This window comes from Sphingomonas psychrotolerans (assembly GCF_002796605.1).
GTDB classification, from domain to species: domain Bacteria; phylum Pseudomonadota; class Alphaproteobacteria; order Sphingomonadales; family Sphingomonadaceae; genus Sphingomonas; species Sphingomonas psychrotolerans.
In genome coordinates, this window is record NZ_CP024923.1 from 4,214,802 (window position 1) to 4,230,460 (window position 15,659).

Genomic DNA, 15,659 nt, shown 5'->3' on the forward strand with positions numbered 1-15,659 from the left:
GTAGCCAAAGCCTCGCGACGGGCGAGGGAGAAACCGGATCGTTAGCCAACCTCAGCGTTAGACTGGGTCGATCACCCCATGCGCCACGCAGTAGCGCGTCGCTCCGCCGGGCACCGCTTCGAACAGCGCGGGTTCGGTCCCGGTCATCCATACCTGTCCCTTGCCCGCGAGCCGTTCGAACAATGCCGCCCGCCTGCCGGGATCGAGATGCGCGGCGACTTCGTCGAGCAGCAGGATCGGCGCGCGGCCGGCCCGGTCGGCGACCAGTTCGGCATGCGCGAGGACGAGGCCGAGCAGCAGCGCCTTCTGCTCGCCGGTCGAACAGAGGTGCGCCGCCTGGCCCTTGCCGAGATGCGTCACCAGCAGGTCCGCGCGGTGCGGGCCGGCAAGCGTGCGGCCGGCGGCGGCGTCGCGGCGGCGGCCGTCGCGCAAGTCACGGGCAAGCGAGGCGGCATCGCCTTCCCAACCCTCGATCGCCAGCCCGGCTCTCGCGAAGACGCTTTCGGGCTCGGCCGCGATCCGCGCCGCAAGCGCCGTCACCGTGTCGCGGCGCGCCGCATCGATCGCCGCGCCATGCTCTGCCATCCGCGCCTCGAGCGCGCTCAGCCATTCGGGATCGGCCGGTGTCTCGTCGGCGAGCAGCCGGTTGCGCTGGCGCATCGCGGCTTCGTAGCGCGTGGAATGCTGGGCGTGCCCCGGCGCCAGCGCGAGGGTCAGCCGGTCGAGGAAGCGGCGGCGCTCGCCCGGCCCTTCGGCGAACAGCCGGTCCATCGCCGGCGTGAGCCACAGCACCGTCACCCATTCGGCCAGCGTCGCCGCAGCATGGGCCGCGCCGTTGATCCGCACCAGCCGGCGTTCGGGCGCATCGGCAAGGGTGCCCGTGCCGATCTCGACATCGCCCAAAGTCGCCGCCACCCCGAAGCCGCCGGCCGCGCCCTGCCGCACCATCTCGCCGAGCGGCGCGCGACGCAGGCCGCGCCCGGGCGCGAGCAGCGATACCGCCTCGAGAATGTTGGTCTTGCCCGCGCCATTCTCGCCGGTGAGCACGACGAAGCCCGCGCCGGCGGTGAGGGTCGCGTCGCGATGGTTGCGGAATTCGGTGAGGACAAGTCGCGTGACAGCCATTTGACTGTCCTCTAGCGCAGCCACTTGCCGCCGGACAGCGCTTCGCCGATGAAGGCGCAAAGGAGATTCCATGATCCGTATGTGTCTTGCCGCCGTCGCGGCACTCGCCCTTTCCGCCTGCTCGAAGGCGCCCGAGGACGTCACTGCCCGCTACACGCTGGGCGGCGGCGCCGGGGCGGTCACCGTCCAGGCGGCCGCCAATGGCGACGCCCGAGTCGAGAGCGGCCAGCAGGCGCTCGTCCACAAGGGCGACACCGATTATATGCTGATCACCGACGGCAAGGGCGCCTTCGCGGCGAAAATGACCGATTTTCTCGCCGCGATCGGCGAGATGATGCGCGAAGACGGGATGAAGCCCACCCCGATGCCGCCGCAGGGCGAGTATGAACTCACCAAGACCGGCACCGACACGCTGGGCGGGATCAAGGGCGACATCTGGAAGGTCACCCCCAAGGACGCCGCAAAGGGACCGGCCGAGCCGGTTGAGGCAGTGATCAGTAGCGATCCCGCATTCGCCCATGTCGGCAAGGCGCTGTCGATGCAGACGCGGCTCGGTTCGGGGATGCAGCAATTGCAGGGCGGCGTGGGCAATCTCGACAAGCGCGTCGAGGAGATGCTCGGCAAGGGCATGGTGCTGCGCTTCGAGAATTCGCTCAAGCTCGACAAGGTCGAGAAGGGCCCGATCGACCCGAAGGTCTTCGCGCTGCCGACGGTGCTCGACAAAGCGGCGCTCAAGGCCCGCCTGACTGCCGCCCGCGCCGCAGCGAAGGCGGCCCAGCCGCCGGCGTCGGTGCAGCCGTCGCAGGCGCCCGTACCTGCGCCTGCGCCCGCACCGACGCCTGCGACCAAGGCCAAGTGATGCGCCGGGCAGCGGTGCTTGCCGTCGCATTGGCGCTGGTGCCGCTGCCGGCCGCGGCCGACGTCACTGCGCGCTACGATCTCGGGCGCGAGGCGCTCACGGTCGAAGTCGACGAGGGTGGCGACTATCGCGCCGAGGTCGCCGGCAAGGTCATGCTGCTGCGTCGCGGCGGGGTCGACTATGTCGTGATCTTTCAGGGCACCACGCCGCTCGTCGTCGAGCGGCAGGCGTTCCTCGCTTTGGCGACGAACAAGGTGTCGGGAATGTTTCCCAAATCCGCCGGCGAGCGGCGCGACATGCTGGTCGCCAGCGCCGGTGAGGAAACCGTCGCCGGTCGGCGCGGGACTTTGTGGACGATCCGGGCGGAAAAGCCCGGCGGAAAAGCGATCCAGGCGGTGATGAGCGCGGATCGCGATCTGGCGCCGGTCGGCGCCGTATTCGCGAGCGTGCTCGACGCCGGGTTGCAGACGTTCGGTGCGCTGCTTCCCGACTCGAACCTCGCCGAGCGCATCCGGGAAGTCATGGCCAAGGGCGCGCCGCTGCGGCTGGTGCTGATGGAGGAATTGCAACTGCGCTCGGTCAGCAAGGCCGAGATCGACGCGGCGCGGTTCGCGCTGCCCGGGCCGGTGATGGACGCGTCGGCTTTCGATCAGGCGATGTCGGCGGCGACGACTACGACGACTGTAACGGTACCGCCGCCGCCGCCACTACCCTGAACCGTCAGATCCCGCTCAGTCCGGCGGCCGCAAGACTAGCCTGCGCAGTGCGATAGGCCCGCGGCTCGGCGATGTTGAGCCGGCGCCGTGCCGCCTCGATCGGCTCGGCGAGCAGCATTTCATAATCCTCGCCGTGCAGCCAGCCGGCCTGCTTGCCGTGGCGATAGCCCTCGATCACGGCGCGGAAGAAATCGAGCTTGCCGGTGATGCGGATGCTCTTGAGCGCCGCGCCGGCGGCGATGAACGCCCAGCCGAGCCCACCGGTCTGGGCATAGGAAAAGGCGACGAGGCAGGCCTCGCCGAGATGCTCGTCGGCCTTGTAGCCGGTGAGCACGTGCCACAGATCATGGATGTCGCGCTCGCGGCGGCCCATCCACGCATAGGGGTGCTCGATCGCGAGCGCATCGGGGCCGATCGCGTTGATGCTCACTTCCGCGAGTCCCTTGGCCGAATAGCCGGTCGCGTCGAGGAAGCTGCGATAGGTCCCCCCGACGGTGCCTTCGGCGAAGCCGTCGATCCAGCTGCGATCGGAGAGCCGCTCCGCCAGCTCGAGCCGGTGATAAGCCAGCTTGCCGCCGCCGGGGACAGTGAGCAGCTTGCGATAATTTTTCTGGGTCACGTCGCCGTTCAACGCACGCATGATGCGGAACACCTGCTCGGTGTCGTCGCCATTGGCGAGCAATCGGCGCAGCGCCGAGAGCGCAGTGCCCCATTCGCGTTTCATCGGGATGCCGGGATTGAACGGCTGTTGTGCCTGGGTCGCCATGATCTGCCTGCTCACTCTACTGACATTAGTGTAAATAGCAGAGCGCGAGCGAAAGTTCAATCCGGTCGCGCGCAACCAAATCAGGCGCTACCCTGTTGGCGTAGCGAAAAAGGGAGAAAAGGTCATGCGAAGCTGGATGGCGTCCGCCGCATTGCTGGGTCTGACGCTCGCGGCATGCGGCCCGCAAACCCCCGAACAGGCGCAGATCGCCAACATTCAGGATGCCGCCGGCGCCGAAGCAGACGCGATCGAGTCGGCGTCGAAGAACCAGATCGGGCAGATCCGCGCCGAGGCCGAGACTCTTTCCGGGCAGGCCGAGATCGCCAACGGCTTCGAGGCCGAGCGATTGCGGGCCCGCGCCGAAGCGCTGCAGAAGGACGCGAAGATCGTAGAGCGGCATGCCGACGCACAGGTGCAGGCGGTGCGCGATCGTGCGCGCGCGGATGTGAGCGCCCTCAAGGCGCAGTAAAGGCTATTGCAGCAGCCGTTTGCGGAACTCGGCGCGGCGCTCGAAAATCGTCGCCATTTCGAGATGCAGCGCGCGATCCCGCGAATTGGCGGCACGCTCCGCGCGCTCGCGTTCTTCGCTCGCCCGCCGGTCGTTAAAGGCTACAAGGGCTGCCAATCCGTGCATGGGCAGCGCCCTACCACGGCGGACCCAAACAAAATCCTACGTATTGATGCGACTCGCGGAAATACGTGGATAAGTGGATCGATTCGCCGCGATTTATACGCGTACGCGGCGCATCGATGCCACGATAGCAGCCTTCGCTGGGGGTTCTCCGCTCGAGCAGCTCGTGATCTGGGGCATTGCGGCGATGGACAGGATGCACCGCGCATTGTCGCGCTACGTCGGCCGCAACTATTCATGGCTCGAAGCCGATGGACTACCGCGAGGCTTCGACTGGGTGGTCGAGCTTTCCAGCGACGAAGACGATGGCTCGCTCTAATGTCCCGCCCACTTTCGATGCCGTGCTCAAGGAATGGTGGATCGTCATCTTTCTCGACGGGATCGCGGTCGTTGGGCAGATCTATGGCGACGCGAAACGCTGATTCCCCGACGGCCGCTTGATCATGACATCGAAAGTCCTCACGTCGCTTCCCAAGGTAACGAGCGGGAACGTGATCCGGACCCGCAACAGCCGCTACCCGCGCTCGGGGGGCATACCGCGCAGCAACTGGTAGAGAACGGTAGAGGAGACGCCGCCATCGCGTTCATTCGGCATTGGTAGCAGGGCGGGTTCGCATAGCCAGGTCGACCCCACGTGGGCGGCGTTGGACTTCTGCTTTGCGCCCAACTGCTGTCGTTCAACGCGACTCGCTGCGGTCCCGAAAGCTGCCGCTTTTGATCCGCCGATACCCGAAGCAGTCCGCGATGCATCGCCCGCGGACGCTCGCACCTCCCAAGTCTCGACCGGGAACGTCGCCATCGATCCGGCGAGATTGACCGCCAGCTCGGTATGACGTGCCGACAGTTGGAACGCTGTCGGGCTCGTCGAAGTCGTCCATTCAGCTGGCATGACATCAAACGGCGATTTCTCCGGATGCCATGGGAGACTCGCTCTCCGTGATCATCTCGCCGAGGGCCCGCGCTGCGGGAGATGCCGCACCGCGGCTGCGGATCAGCATGAAATCGGCACCGGGGAGGCCAGGCAGACCATAGTGGCCATCCAGTATGCGCATACCCGGTTCGACATCGCTGCGCGTCAGCACCGCAACCGCCAGACCCGATCGCACTGCCATGCGGAGTCCCTGTTCACTCGGTGACGTAAAGGCAATGTGCCAGTTGAGCGCAGCAGTCTCCAGCGCTGACACGCCAACCAGCCGATTGAAGCAATTGGGGGGATGGAAGGCGAGGGGCAGCGACGCGCCCGCAGGCAGAACGAATCCATCGGCGGCCACCCAGACGAAATCTGCCCGGCGCAGCGTGATTCCGCCATTCTCGCCTCCCGCGGTGGAAAGGACGACCGCAAGATCCAGCTCTTCGGCGGCAATCATCGTGCTGAGGTCCAAATAAGTGCTGACATGAACGTCGAGCCGGACTGCGGGGAACGCGCGTGAGAAGCGGCAGAGTAGCGCCGGCAAACGCTCGCCCATGAATGCCTCGGGGGTGCCGAACCGTACGACACCAGTCACTTCGGGCGGACGGAAGCGTTGCGTAAGCGCCTCCAGGCCAGTGAGAATCTGCCGGGCATGATACAAAAAATCCTCGCCATCTCCGGTAAGCGTCAGGCTGCGCGTCGTACGGCGGATGAGCGGCCGACCAACCAGCTCCTCAAGCCGCCGGATCTGATGGCTTACCGCCGGCTGAGTCAGGTTGAGTCGCCGGGCAGCGCGCGTGAAGCCCCCGGTCTCGCTGACGGCCACAAAGGCGCGCAGAAGATGCGGGTCGATATCCATGGCGGGCAATTATTACCATTGTTAATGGATGATAGAAAATAAAATCATTTCTGTAATTACTGGGCGCTCGCCAGATAGCCAGCCTGCCCGGCCGATTTTCGGCTCGAGCACTGGAAAGGCACCCGCACATGACCCTCCGTCCAGCCAGCAAGAACCGGATGGCGCTGCTCGCCGTATGTCTGGGCGCGCTGATGTTCGGCCTCGAGATCACGAGCGTACCGGTGATCCTGCCTACTTTGGAGCGGACGCTTGGTGGCAACTTCCAGGAGATGCAGTGGGTGATGAACGCCTACACGCTGGCATGCACCACCGTCCTGATGGCAACGGGTGCGCTGGCAGACAGCTTTGGCCGGAAGCGAACCTTCCTGATCAGCGTCATTGCCTTCGGCGCGACTTCCGCGCTTTGCGGATTTGCGCAAAGCATCGAGATGCTCATCGCGGGGCGTTTCCTGCAGGGCCTGGCCGGCGGGGCGATGCTGATCTGCTCGATCGCGCTCCTCTCGCATGCGTTTCAGGATGCCGCCGGCCGCAGCCGGGCCTTTGCAACCTGGGGCATCGTGTCGGGGATCGGCCTGGGCTTCGGCCCGCTGGTCGGCAGTGCAATTATCGCACTGACGGGCTGGAAGTGGATTTTCCTGGTTCATCTGCCCCTCGCTGCGCTGACGCTCGCAATGGCCGCAAGCGCCGTGAGCGAGTCCCGGGATCCCGACGCCACGCGTCTCGACGCGACGGGGATCATCACGCTGTCACTCGCCGTCTTCGGCCTCGTCTATTTCATCACGCAGGGCCCCGCGCTGGGCGCGCCAGGGGCCGCGGCGGTTGGAATCGCAACCGTCGCCAGCTTCGCCGCGTTTCTGTTCGCCGAACGGCGGCAGGCGCATCCGATGTTCGATTTCTCCGTTTTCCGGAGCCGCCAATTCTCAGGCGCGATCCTCGGCTGCATCGCGATGAACGTCAGCTACTGGCCGTTCATGATCTACCTGCCGATCTATTTCCAGGTAGGGCTGGGATACGATCCGCTCAGCACGGGCCTGTGCCTGCTCGCCTACACCCTGCCCGCGCTGATCTTTCCTCCTCTGGGCGAGCGCATGTCCCTGCGCTACGGAGCAGGGGCCGTCATACCGGTCGGCCTGTTCACCATCGGTCTCGGCTTCGTCGCAATGAAGCTCGGTAGTGCTGCGGCGCAACCGGGCTGGCTGACGATGCTGCCCGGCCTGCTGCTTTCAGGGATTGGGATTGGCATCACGAACACGCCCGTGACTAACACGACGACGGCCTCGGTTCCCGCAAGCCGTGCCGGCATGGCATCTGGCATCGACATGAGCGCGCGCCTGATTACGCTTGCGGTGAATATCGCGCTCATGGGCTTTCTGCTCGTTGAGCGGATCGCATCGACATTGCGAGGGGCAGCGGGAAGCTCGGTAGATGTCGCTCGCCTGCGCAGCGCGGCGGAGACCCTTGCGTCGGGCCACTTCGGGAGCGGGGCGGGCCTTGAAGGAGTGGGGAAACTGCCGGACTTTCTGGTCCGGCACAGCCTCGCCGAGGGGTTCGGATTGGTCATGGTCTACGGCGGCATCGGAGCGTGGATTCTCGCCGGGCTTAGCTTCGTCCTGTTCCGACCCGTACCGAGAAATGTTCAAGCGCAGCTTGCAACAGAGCTGGAGCGTCGAGAATGACTGAGCACGACGGAAACCAATTCAGAGGTTGTCGGTGGCAACTTGATAGGGAGAGCGGGACGGCAGCTTCGCGCTCATAGCGGTCGCCCCGGCGATCCTCCGACGGTTCTACAAGCCGCCATTCGTTCATCCTCCGAACCAATGGCGGCAATCCCCGAATCCCGATACGCGTCGCTGCTAAGAGGCCTCATCGCAGACGGTCGTCGGGACGGCCTCACTCCGCAGATCGAGCCCAAATAACTTAGGTGCCCCGGCCAGAGGCTGATTAAACTGCAACCGCCTGATGCACTCGACCGTCCTGGCCGAAGATCCGCAGGTAGCGCTCGATCTCGGCAGATTCCCCAGTCGCCTTGGAAGGGTTGTCGGAGAGCTTCACTGCGGGACGTCCGTTGGCGCTCGTTACCTTCGCCACGAGCGAGATGGGTTTCAGTCCGCGCCCGCCGGCTGGATCGCAGCCGCGGAAATCGCAGTCACTGATCGGAAATCCAGCGGTTCTGATCCTGACCTTGCCGTAGATATTCCCCGTCCCCAGTTCGCAAGACTGTCTAGACTGGATGATATCATGAAGAAGATCGGCTTTCTGTCCTTTGGCCACTGGTCCGCGGCGCCGCATTCGGCGACGCGCTCGGCAAGCGATGTGCTGCTGCAATCAATCGAGCTTGCGGTCGCGGCGGAGGAGCTTGGTGCAGACGGTGCCTATTTTCGCGTGCATCATTTCGCCCGGCAACTGGCCTCGCCATTCCCGCTGCTCGCAGCGGTGGGTGCGAAGACCCGGCGCATCGAGATCGGCACGGGCGTGATCGACATGCGCTACGAGAACCCGTTCTACATGGCCGAGGATGCCGGTGCCGCCGATCTGATCAGCGGGGGCCGACTTCAGCTCGGCATCAGTCGGGGATCGCCCGAGCAAGTGATCGAGGGCTGGCGGCATTTTGGCTATACGCCGGCGCAGGGCGAGAGCGACGCGGACATGGGCCGCCGGCATGCCGAGGTATTTCTCGACCTCCTGAAGGGCGAAGGCTTCGCCCAGCCCAATCCACGCCCCATGTTCCCCAATCCACCAGGGCTCCTCCGGCTGGAGCCGCATTCGGCCGGGCTGCGAGAGCGCATCTGGTGGGGGTCGGCATCGGACGCGACGGCAGTGTGGGCGGCGCGGCAGGGCATGAACTTGCAAAGCTCGACGTTGAAGGCCGATGAGAGTGGTGAACCGTTTCATGTTCAGCAGGCAAAGCAGATCCGCACCTATCGCGACGCGTGGAAGGCAGCAGGGCACGCCCGTGAGCCGCAGGTATCGGTGTCGCGCTCGATCTTCGCTCTCACCAATGACGAGGACCGCGATTATTTCGGGCGTGGCGACGAGCAGGATCAGATCGGCGTTATCGACAATATGCGCGCCGTGTTCGGTCGCTCCTATGCTGCCGAGCCTGACAAACTGATCGAGCAGCTGCGCGCCGATGAAGCGATCGCCGAGGCCGATACCTTGCTGCTGACCGTACCCAATCAGCTTGGCGTTGAGTACAACGCGCATGTTCTTGAGAGCGTTTTGACGCATGTCGCGCCTGCCCTGGGCTGGCGCTGAGTCGAGCGCAGCGAGTGTTCCGCTGCCCGGAGAGAGCTACCTACGGCGCGCGGCGGCGCGACCTGAGCGCGAAAAGGCTCCTCTAAATTAGCGGGAGCGCCGGTAATGCATGGCGACGGCGCCGCTGCGGAGCGGGGTGGCCGAGATCAGCTCGAGCCGTCGCGTGCGGGGCAGCCCGCTCTGGTAGAGGGGGCGGACCGTGGCCAGCAGTGACCTGGCAGCAGCCATTGACCTTATTCAGCCCTGTGCAAGGATGCGTGGCGGAAAATGCCGGCAATGCGCCAGTTCCCCCTGCTAGCCTTGTGCGCTGCATGTTCTCCTGCAGTTGAAGACGGCGGGAATCGCACGACAGTCACTTCGCATCCTTATGCGACGCAGACGAGTGCACCGTCTCCGAATTATCGCGCGCTGCTCGATCAGCCCGCACTTGCTGACGGCGGGCGGCGGAAGCGCGACGCCACTGAACGCCCATCACCTGACGCCAAGGCGACAGGTGACGCGTGGATCGCGCGGCTGAAAAATCGGAATGCTCTGCTGGGCTACGGTCTTGCCGGAAAGGGACCCGACGGGCCAGTTGAGATGATCGACACAGGCCTGACCGAGATCGAGTTCGAAACTTGGGTGAAAGAGAATGGCTGGCGCGTGCCCAGGCATATCCGCTGGAGCTTTGTCCCGGAAATGAACCTTCCGCGTGTGAGCGCTGCGGCAAGGGATGCCATCCGCGTATGGCCAGCCTCCACCGCCCGGACAGGGGCGCAGAATCAGGCCCTCCATCATGGTCGGGTGGAACTGCGAGATGGGTGTTTTTTCGTCGGCGAGGCAGGTCGGTCGGCCACCAGGCTGGCGTGGTTTCATGCCGAGATAGGACTCGACATCGACCTGGCGGGCTATTTTGTCTTGCGCGACAGAGTAAGCGGCAAAACGCTTGCGCGGCTTGGCGAAGAAATGAGCTGGGCGGGACCGGCAAGCGCTGACATTGACCGGGAAACTGAGCGATTGTTGCAAAAAGCCTGCGGTCCCGGCGAAATCCATGTTGTCGGCTCGCCCGAAGCGAGCGAGCGTTTTCTGGTAAAGTATCCGCATCTGCGTAAGCCCCAAGCGCCGCCGCCTCCACCAGCGGCGGCAGACTGACCGGATTGGGAGTGCTGCCCGCCGCCGGACCACTCGGTGGGGACCGTTCAGGGCCGTTCAGGGCCGTTCCACGTCCTCTGGTGTCCTGCTGTAACGGAACCGCCGTCGGTCATATCCCACAGTCCCGACTTGAACCTGCTAGGCCGTAGACTCATAAAGGCGGCCAGTCGGCAAGCGCCCACTAGCGGCCATTCGCTTCATGACGTGATTTCTCTATATGACCTTCGGCTAACGGCCCAATTCCAGCCCATTGAAATTGCGATCGCTACCGTGCCCATTTCTGGCCATTCGAGCCCGGCCGATCGCTAGCCTGCCCGTTCCGCTAGCAGTGCCGGGAGCATGATGAAGGCGGTCAGGACCAATGCGAGTGCGAGCCATCGCCACTTCGCCATCCCGTGCCAGGCGCGCCCTAGACCGAGGGCGAACGGCGTCGCCTGTTTGAGCTCGCGGCCGATCCGCAGTGCGTAGATAGCTACGCCGGAGACCGAAAGGCTGGTCAGCAATCCGCCGAACACAAACCAGGGTATCTTGGTCCAATAGCCCCCGAAGGTGCCGAAATGCAGCGGATCGGCCATCTCGCTGATCCGCTGGTGGAGATCCAGGTCGGCGCCGTCATAGGTAGCGAGGACGCGGCCCGACGCGACATCCGTCCACACCGCGTTGGCGCGCGGGCGAACGAGCATCGCGCTCTTCGCGCCTTCGAAGACGAAGGCGGGCGATCTGGCCGAAGGGAATCGAACGCTCTGGATGTCGAGCTGCGGATCGGCCGCGCGCGCGGCGCGCAGGCTCGCCGCAAACCGCTGGCCGGCCTCGATCGGGCCGTGCGCGGCACGCGGCGCATCCTTGCTGAACGCGACCCGGGGAACCGGCGCGTCGGCACCCATCTGTTCGACGAAATACCAGATGCCGGTCAGCGTGATCAGCGTGACGAACCAGAGGCTCCAGACGCCGGCCAGCCGGTGGAAGTCGCCCCACCAGGTGCGCGCGTCGCGCCGGCGCGGAAGCTTTAGAAAGCCGCGCCACCACTTCTTGTAGACCATGAGAGAACTGACGAGGCTGACCAGCATCAGAAAGGCGAGGGTGCAGACGATCGGCACCCCGATCCAGACCGGCAGGTTGAGATGCCGGTGCATGTTGCGCAGGACGCGCTGCGCCCCGACCCAAGGGGCCTCCCCCTGTACCGCGCCAGTCGCCGGGTGGATATGAAGCAAGCCGTAGCGACCATCGTCCCAGATCACTGAGACCCTGGCGGCGAAAGCGCCGGCGATCGGCTCCTCGATGCCCTGGATCTGTTTGATGCCGGGATGGGTCGTGGCGCCGGCGACGATCTTCTCCCAGTCGGGCTCGGCGCCCTCGCCCGGCGGCGACACGCGCAACGACGGCTGGAGCAGCCAATCGATCTCGTTCGAGACGACGGCCAGCGTCCCGGTAAGGAAGACGAAGCTCATGAACAGTGCGAGCTTGAAACCCACCCAGTGATGGACGTGCCACCACAGGCGGCTCGTCTTCATCTTTCCTGTTCGCCCGGCTGGAAGTGTGGCCGTCGCCATCGCGTTAGAACTTGTAGGCGAGCTCGAGGAAGGCCGAGCGCGGTTCGCCGGGGAAATGGCCGCCGCGATCGTTGAAGCCTGAGGCGGCGTAGGTCTTGTCGAAGAGATTGTCGACGCGGGCGCGCGCTTCCCAAGGGCCGCGGGCATACGTCACCGAGGCATCGAAGACCATGTAGGGATTGACCGGCTGATTGGAGAGGCTGATCCGCCGTGAGACGTAATCGCCGCCAAAGGCGAAGGCGAGACCGGTCCGGGGCGGCTGGTAGCGCGTCCAGAAGCCGAGCTTGTGCCGGGGGGCGTTGGCGAAGCGGCCGCCGGCGACGGCGTTGGTGATTGCCGTCAACCCGTTGGTCCTCGTGATCCTCGCGTCATTGTAGGAATAGGCGATCGTCAACACCCAGTTCCGCGTGATGTCCGAGGCGATGTCGAAATCCACGCCCTTGGAGGTGACCTCGCCGAAGGCGACCGAGTTGTTGACGCCGTCGCCTTCCGGATCGCCGCGTGGATCGGTCTGGAGCAGATTTTCGCGCCGAATCTTGTAGACCGAGAGGCTGGACTGGATGCGGCCGTCCATCAACGCCGTCTTCACCCCGCCCTCGATAATGTCGCCCGTGGTCGGCGCGAAGGGCCCGCCTGCGCGTGGGTCCTGCGCGCTCGCCCCTTGCGGCTCGAAGCTGGTCGCATATTGCGTGAACAGCGAGACATCGTCGCGCACGCGCCAGACGAGTCCGACGCGGTAGCTCTCGTCGCTCCCCTTGAAGCGTGAGGTGGCGCCGCTGCCCGGCCGCGAAACGTCCTCGAACCTGTCGGTGCGGATTCCCGCCACCGCGACGAGCCGACCGAGCGTGAGCTCGTTGAGCAGATAAAAGCCGCTGCGGGTCGATTGGGTCAGGTCGCGCACTATCGGCGGCAGCGCGTAGCTCGCCGGATCGCAGGCGCGATAGACGGGGTCGGCGAAAGTGAGCGGGCAGGGGAGACCGGCGGTCGCGGTGGCGCGACCGGTTACCGATGTGCTGTCGAAGATCGAGTCGGTCTTGCTATAGTCGAAGCCGGCCAACAGCCGGTTCGAGAGACCATCGCCAAGCGCGGTCGACCAGGTCGCATTAGTGGCGAACGACCAGACGTCATTGTCGCGCAGCTGGTCGCGATACTGGCGCGCGACGCCGTCGAACCGGCCGTCCCGATTGCTGTCGAGCAGCGCGATCGGCTCGTGATATTTCTGGGTCTCGACCGCATCGATGTGGCGGACCGAAGCGTCGAGCTTGAGATTGTCGGTCGGCTCGAGGTCGAGCCGGGCCTGAGCCGTGGTCGAGCGCAGGTCGAGAAAGTCGCTCGGCTCGTTGTGGTTCCAGCGCCGGTCGGCCAGGAAATGACCGTCTTTGTCGACCGGAATGCCCCGCAGGCGATTGGCGTCGAGGTCGAGCTCGATCCGGAAGATCTGCGCGGTAAGTTTGGCGATGCCGAAATCGAAGGTCGAGCCGGCGTCGAGTACCAGCGATCTGTTGCCGGCGAAAATGCGTGGCAGATCGCGGTCCTCGAAAAAGGCGCCGGCCCGCAGTGAGATCACGTCATTGACCGGCCCGGTGACCTCGGCCTGTGCCCCGTAGCGGTTCTGCGTGCCGCCGACGACGCCGATCGAGCCCGAGAAGGTCTGCGACGGCTTCTTGGTCACATAGTTGAACAGGCCACCGGGCGACGTCTGGCCGTAGAGCATGCCCGCCGGTCCCTTCAGGAACTCGACGCGCTCCATGTTGAAGAGCTGCGGCACCGAGAAGCCGATATAGGGATCGCCGCGCAGGCCATCGTAGAAATTCTCCTGCTGGCGAAAGCCGCGCGCAGTCACACCCGCATAAGAGAAGAAGCTGACGCCCGAAATGTTGCGGTAGAGATCCTGCGCGTCACGGGCGCCCTGATCCTTGATCAGCTCCTTGGTGAGGACCGTGATCGCTTGCGAGGACGCCAGCGGCTCGGTCGGAAGCTTGCCGCTGGCCGTCTCCTCGACGCGATAGAGCCGCGCGGCGCGTCCGGTGACGACGATGTCGTTCTCGCCCTCGCCCTCGCCCTCGCCCTCGCCCTCGCCCTCGCTTCTTGTCTCTGCCTCGCTCGCCGCACCGTTCTCAGGCGTATCCTGTGCCATCGCCGGAGCGGACATGACCGAGCAACACAAACTCACGGCGAGCCGATAACGCAACCTTCATCCCCCTGCTGGAACCCCGTTGGGGAGGCCGCCTAGGTATTACGCTATTGCGAGTCAATATTATTAAGGCGCTTGCGTCGCAGCGAAGGCGCCGACCGCAAGCAAATATCGTGGCAGGTCGTAAAGAGGCTCGGCGCGGCGATGGCTCCTCCGCTCGCGATCCAATGAACTATCTGAAGGGACAGGCAGCTTTGCAGCTATGGTCGATATCCCTATCCTCCAGAAAGGACAGGCCTACCGCTATGCCCTGGCATACGTTTCGGATGCTATTGGAACTGGCACCCGGTGTGCGGCATGCCACGATCACATAGCGAAGCGCGTAGGTATGGGGGAGGCGGCTGTCGCGACGGACAACGAGCGGCATCGCTTCGCCGCTTGCCAGTCGGAAATCCGAAAAGATAAGCACCCTGCTTTACAGTTGAACCGCGAGTCGGATTTCTTGTCGAGGCGGCCACCATAAGCTGCCTCTGACAGAAAAATCGTTTAAACCGACTACCTTGGTGCTGTTGCTTTACACTGCAGTCTGGCGGCGTCCTACACACGCATCGGCATCAGCACGTACAAAGCGGGCGAGCTGTCATTTTCGCGGATCAGCGTCGGCGCCGCGGCGTCGGCGAGATGGACCTCGACGAGGTCGCCTTCGATCTGGGCGAGGATGTCCATCAGATAGCGGCTGTTGAAGCCGATCTCGAAGGGCATCGCGGCATATTCGCCCGGGACTTCCTCCGCCGCCGCACCGTTTTCGGGGCTGGTGACCGAGAGGATGATCTTGTCGCGATCGAGCGCCATCTTGACTGCACGAGTCTTCTCGGTGGCGATCGTCGAGACGCGGTCGACGCCCTGCATGAAGCTCTTGGGGTCGATCTTGAGGATCTTGTCGTTCGCGGTCGGGATGACGCGGCTGTAATCGGGGAAGGTGCCGTCGATCAGCTTGGAGGTCAGGATCGCCTGGCCGAGATCGAAGCGGATCTTCGAGGCAGAGAGCGACACGCCGACCGATCCGTCGACTTCGTCGAGCAGCTTGCGCAGCTCGGCGATGCACTTACGCGGCACGATCACGTCGGGCATGCCGTCGGCGCCGTCGGGGCGCGCCACGGTGACCCGCGCGAGGCGGTGGCCGTCGGTCGCCGCGGCGCGGAGCAGCGGCTGGGCGTCGTCGGTGACGTGGAGGAAGATGCCGTTGAGATAGTAACGCGTCTCTTCGGTCGAGATCGCGAAGCGGGTCTTGTCGATGATCTGCTTGAGCGTCTCGGCCGGCAGCTCGAACGTCGTCGGCAGATCACCCTCGGCGATCATCGGGAAATCGTCGCGCGGCAGCGTCGACAAAGTGAATTTGGCGCGGCCAGCATTGACCGTGATCCGTCCCTCGGCCGCGGCTAGCTCGACCTGCGATCCCTCAGGGAGTTTGCGGACGATGTCGAACAGGGTGTGCGCCGAGAGCGTGATCGCCCCCGGCTGGTCGACCGCGGCGGCGATCGTCTCGTCGATCTGCAGATCGAGATCGGTCGCCATCAGCCGCATCGTGCCGCCGGCTTGCGCCTCGATCAGCACGTTGGACAGGATGGGGATCGTGTTGCGCCGCTCGACCACCGACTGGACGTGGCTGAGGCCCCTCAACAGAGTTGCGCGTTCGATCGTCGCCTTCATCACTCAAAACCCC

General features: G+C 64.8%; 15 protein-coding genes. 7 read left to right on the plus strand and 8 right to left on the minus strand.

The features are described from left to right. Positions 1-57 precede the first annotated feature (57 nt). On the minus strand, positions 58-1,125 hold the full coding sequence (gene recF / locus CVN68_RS19230; RefSeq protein WP_100283623.1) for a DNA replication/repair protein RecF: 1,068 nt from the start codon (positions 1,123-1,125) through the stop codon (positions 58-60). 70 nt (positions 1,126-1,195) lie between these two features. Between recF and CVN68_RS19235 the strand changes: the two genes are divergently transcribed. Beyond that, positions 1,196-1,984: a hypothetical protein gene (locus CVN68_RS19235; RefSeq protein ID WP_158298964.1), complete on the plus strand. Its 789-nt coding sequence runs from the start codon at positions 1,196-1,198 to the stop codon at positions 1,982-1,984. Further along, a complete protein-coding gene (locus tag CVN68_RS19240) occupies positions 1,984-2,700 on the plus strand; it encodes a hypothetical protein (protein ID WP_100283625.1) in 717 nt (238 codons plus the stop codon). The genes CVN68_RS19235 and CVN68_RS19240 overlap by 1 nt, the downstream gene beginning before the upstream one ends. A 4-nt stretch (positions 2,701-2,704) precedes the next feature. Here CVN68_RS19240 and CVN68_RS19245 read toward each other — a convergent pair whose 3' ends face one another. Continuing rightward, positions 2,705-3,466: a Coq4 family protein gene (locus tag CVN68_RS19245; RefSeq protein ID WP_100283626.1), complete on the minus strand. Its 762-nt coding sequence runs from the start codon at positions 3,464-3,466 to the stop codon at positions 2,705-2,707. 124 nt (positions 3,467-3,590) lie between these two features. On the opposite strand from CVN68_RS19245, the gene CVN68_RS19250 reads away from it, so the two are divergent. Then, the gene (locus CVN68_RS19250) at positions 3,591-3,935 is read left to right on the plus strand and encodes a hypothetical protein (RefSeq protein WP_100283627.1); all 345 of its coding nucleotides are present in this window, start codon (positions 3,591-3,593) and stop codon (positions 3,933-3,935) included. Positions 3,936-3,938: 3 nt separating this feature from the next. Here CVN68_RS19250 and CVN68_RS23435 read toward each other — a convergent pair whose 3' ends face one another. Next, positions 3,939-4,100, minus strand: a complete 162-nt coding sequence (locus tag CVN68_RS23435; RefSeq protein WP_158298965.1) for a hypothetical protein — start codon at positions 4,098-4,100, stop codon at positions 3,939-3,941. Positions 4,101-4,173: 73 nt separating this feature from the next. Between CVN68_RS23435 and CVN68_RS19255 the strand changes: the two genes are divergently transcribed. After that, positions 4,174-4,416 carry a hypothetical protein gene (locus tag CVN68_RS19255; protein ID WP_100283628.1) on the plus strand — a complete coding sequence of 81 codons (243 nt, stop codon included), beginning with the start codon at positions 4,174-4,176 and terminating at the stop codon, positions 4,414-4,416. A 574-nt stretch (positions 4,417-4,990) separates the two neighbouring features. On the opposite strand, the gene CVN68_RS19265 is transcribed toward CVN68_RS19255, so the two are convergent. Continuing rightward, complete coding sequence (locus tag CVN68_RS19265) at positions 4,991-5,866, minus strand: LysR family transcriptional regulator (RefSeq protein ID WP_100283629.1); 876 nt, start codon at positions 5,864-5,866, stop codon at positions 4,991-4,993. Positions 5,867-5,994: 128 nt separating this feature from the next. On the opposite strand from CVN68_RS19265, the gene CVN68_RS19270 reads away from it, so the two are divergent. Continuing rightward, entirely contained in the window at positions 5,995-7,542 is a 1,548-nt protein-coding gene (locus tag CVN68_RS19270) for an MFS transporter (protein WP_100283630.1), read from the plus strand. Between the two features lie 265 nt (positions 7,543-7,807). Here the strand turns inward: CVN68_RS19270 and CVN68_RS24500 are convergent, their stop codons facing one another. After that, positions 7,808-8,137, minus strand: a complete 330-nt coding sequence (locus CVN68_RS24500; protein WP_407695518.1) for a hypothetical protein — start codon at positions 8,135-8,137, stop codon at positions 7,808-7,810. Here CVN68_RS24500 and CVN68_RS19280 point away from each other — a divergent pair. Both CVN68_RS19280 and CVN68_RS23440 read left to right on the plus strand, forming a co-directional pair. After that, the gene (locus CVN68_RS19280) at positions 8,105-9,121 is read left to right on the plus strand and encodes an LLM class flavin-dependent oxidoreductase (protein ID WP_100283631.1); all 1,017 of its coding nucleotides are present in this window, start codon (positions 8,105-8,107) and stop codon (positions 9,119-9,121) included. The two genes, CVN68_RS24500 and CVN68_RS19280, sit on opposite strands and share 33 nt — an antisense overlap. 276 nt (positions 9,122-9,397) lie before the next feature. Then, positions 9,398-10,252, plus strand: a complete 855-nt coding sequence (locus CVN68_RS23440; RefSeq protein ID WP_158298966.1) for a hypothetical protein — start codon at positions 9,398-9,400, stop codon at positions 10,250-10,252. A gap of 305 nt (positions 10,253-10,557) precedes the next feature. Here the strand turns inward: CVN68_RS23440 and CVN68_RS19295 are convergent, their stop codons facing one another. The 3 genes from CVN68_RS19295 to dnaN all read right to left on the minus strand — a co-directional run bounded on the left by CVN68_RS19295 (position 10,558) and on the right by dnaN (position 15,646). Beyond that, positions 10,558-11,763 (minus strand): PepSY-associated TM helix domain-containing protein, encoded by a 1,206-nt coding sequence (locus CVN68_RS19295; RefSeq protein WP_199560137.1) that lies wholly within the window; start codon positions 11,761-11,763, stop codon positions 10,558-10,560. Positions 11,764-11,806: 43 nt separating this feature from the next. Next, positions 11,807-13,954: a TonB-dependent siderophore receptor gene (locus tag CVN68_RS19300; RefSeq protein WP_100283634.1), complete on the minus strand. Its 2,148-nt coding sequence runs from the start codon at positions 13,952-13,954 to the stop codon at positions 11,807-11,809. A 579-nt stretch (positions 13,955-14,533) separates the two neighbouring features. Then, the gene (gene dnaN, locus CVN68_RS19305) at positions 14,534-15,646 is read right to left on the minus strand and encodes a DNA polymerase III subunit beta (RefSeq protein ID WP_100283635.1); all 1,113 of its coding nucleotides are present in this window, start codon (positions 15,644-15,646) and stop codon (positions 14,534-14,536) included. Positions 15,647-15,659: the final 13 nt, after the last annotated feature.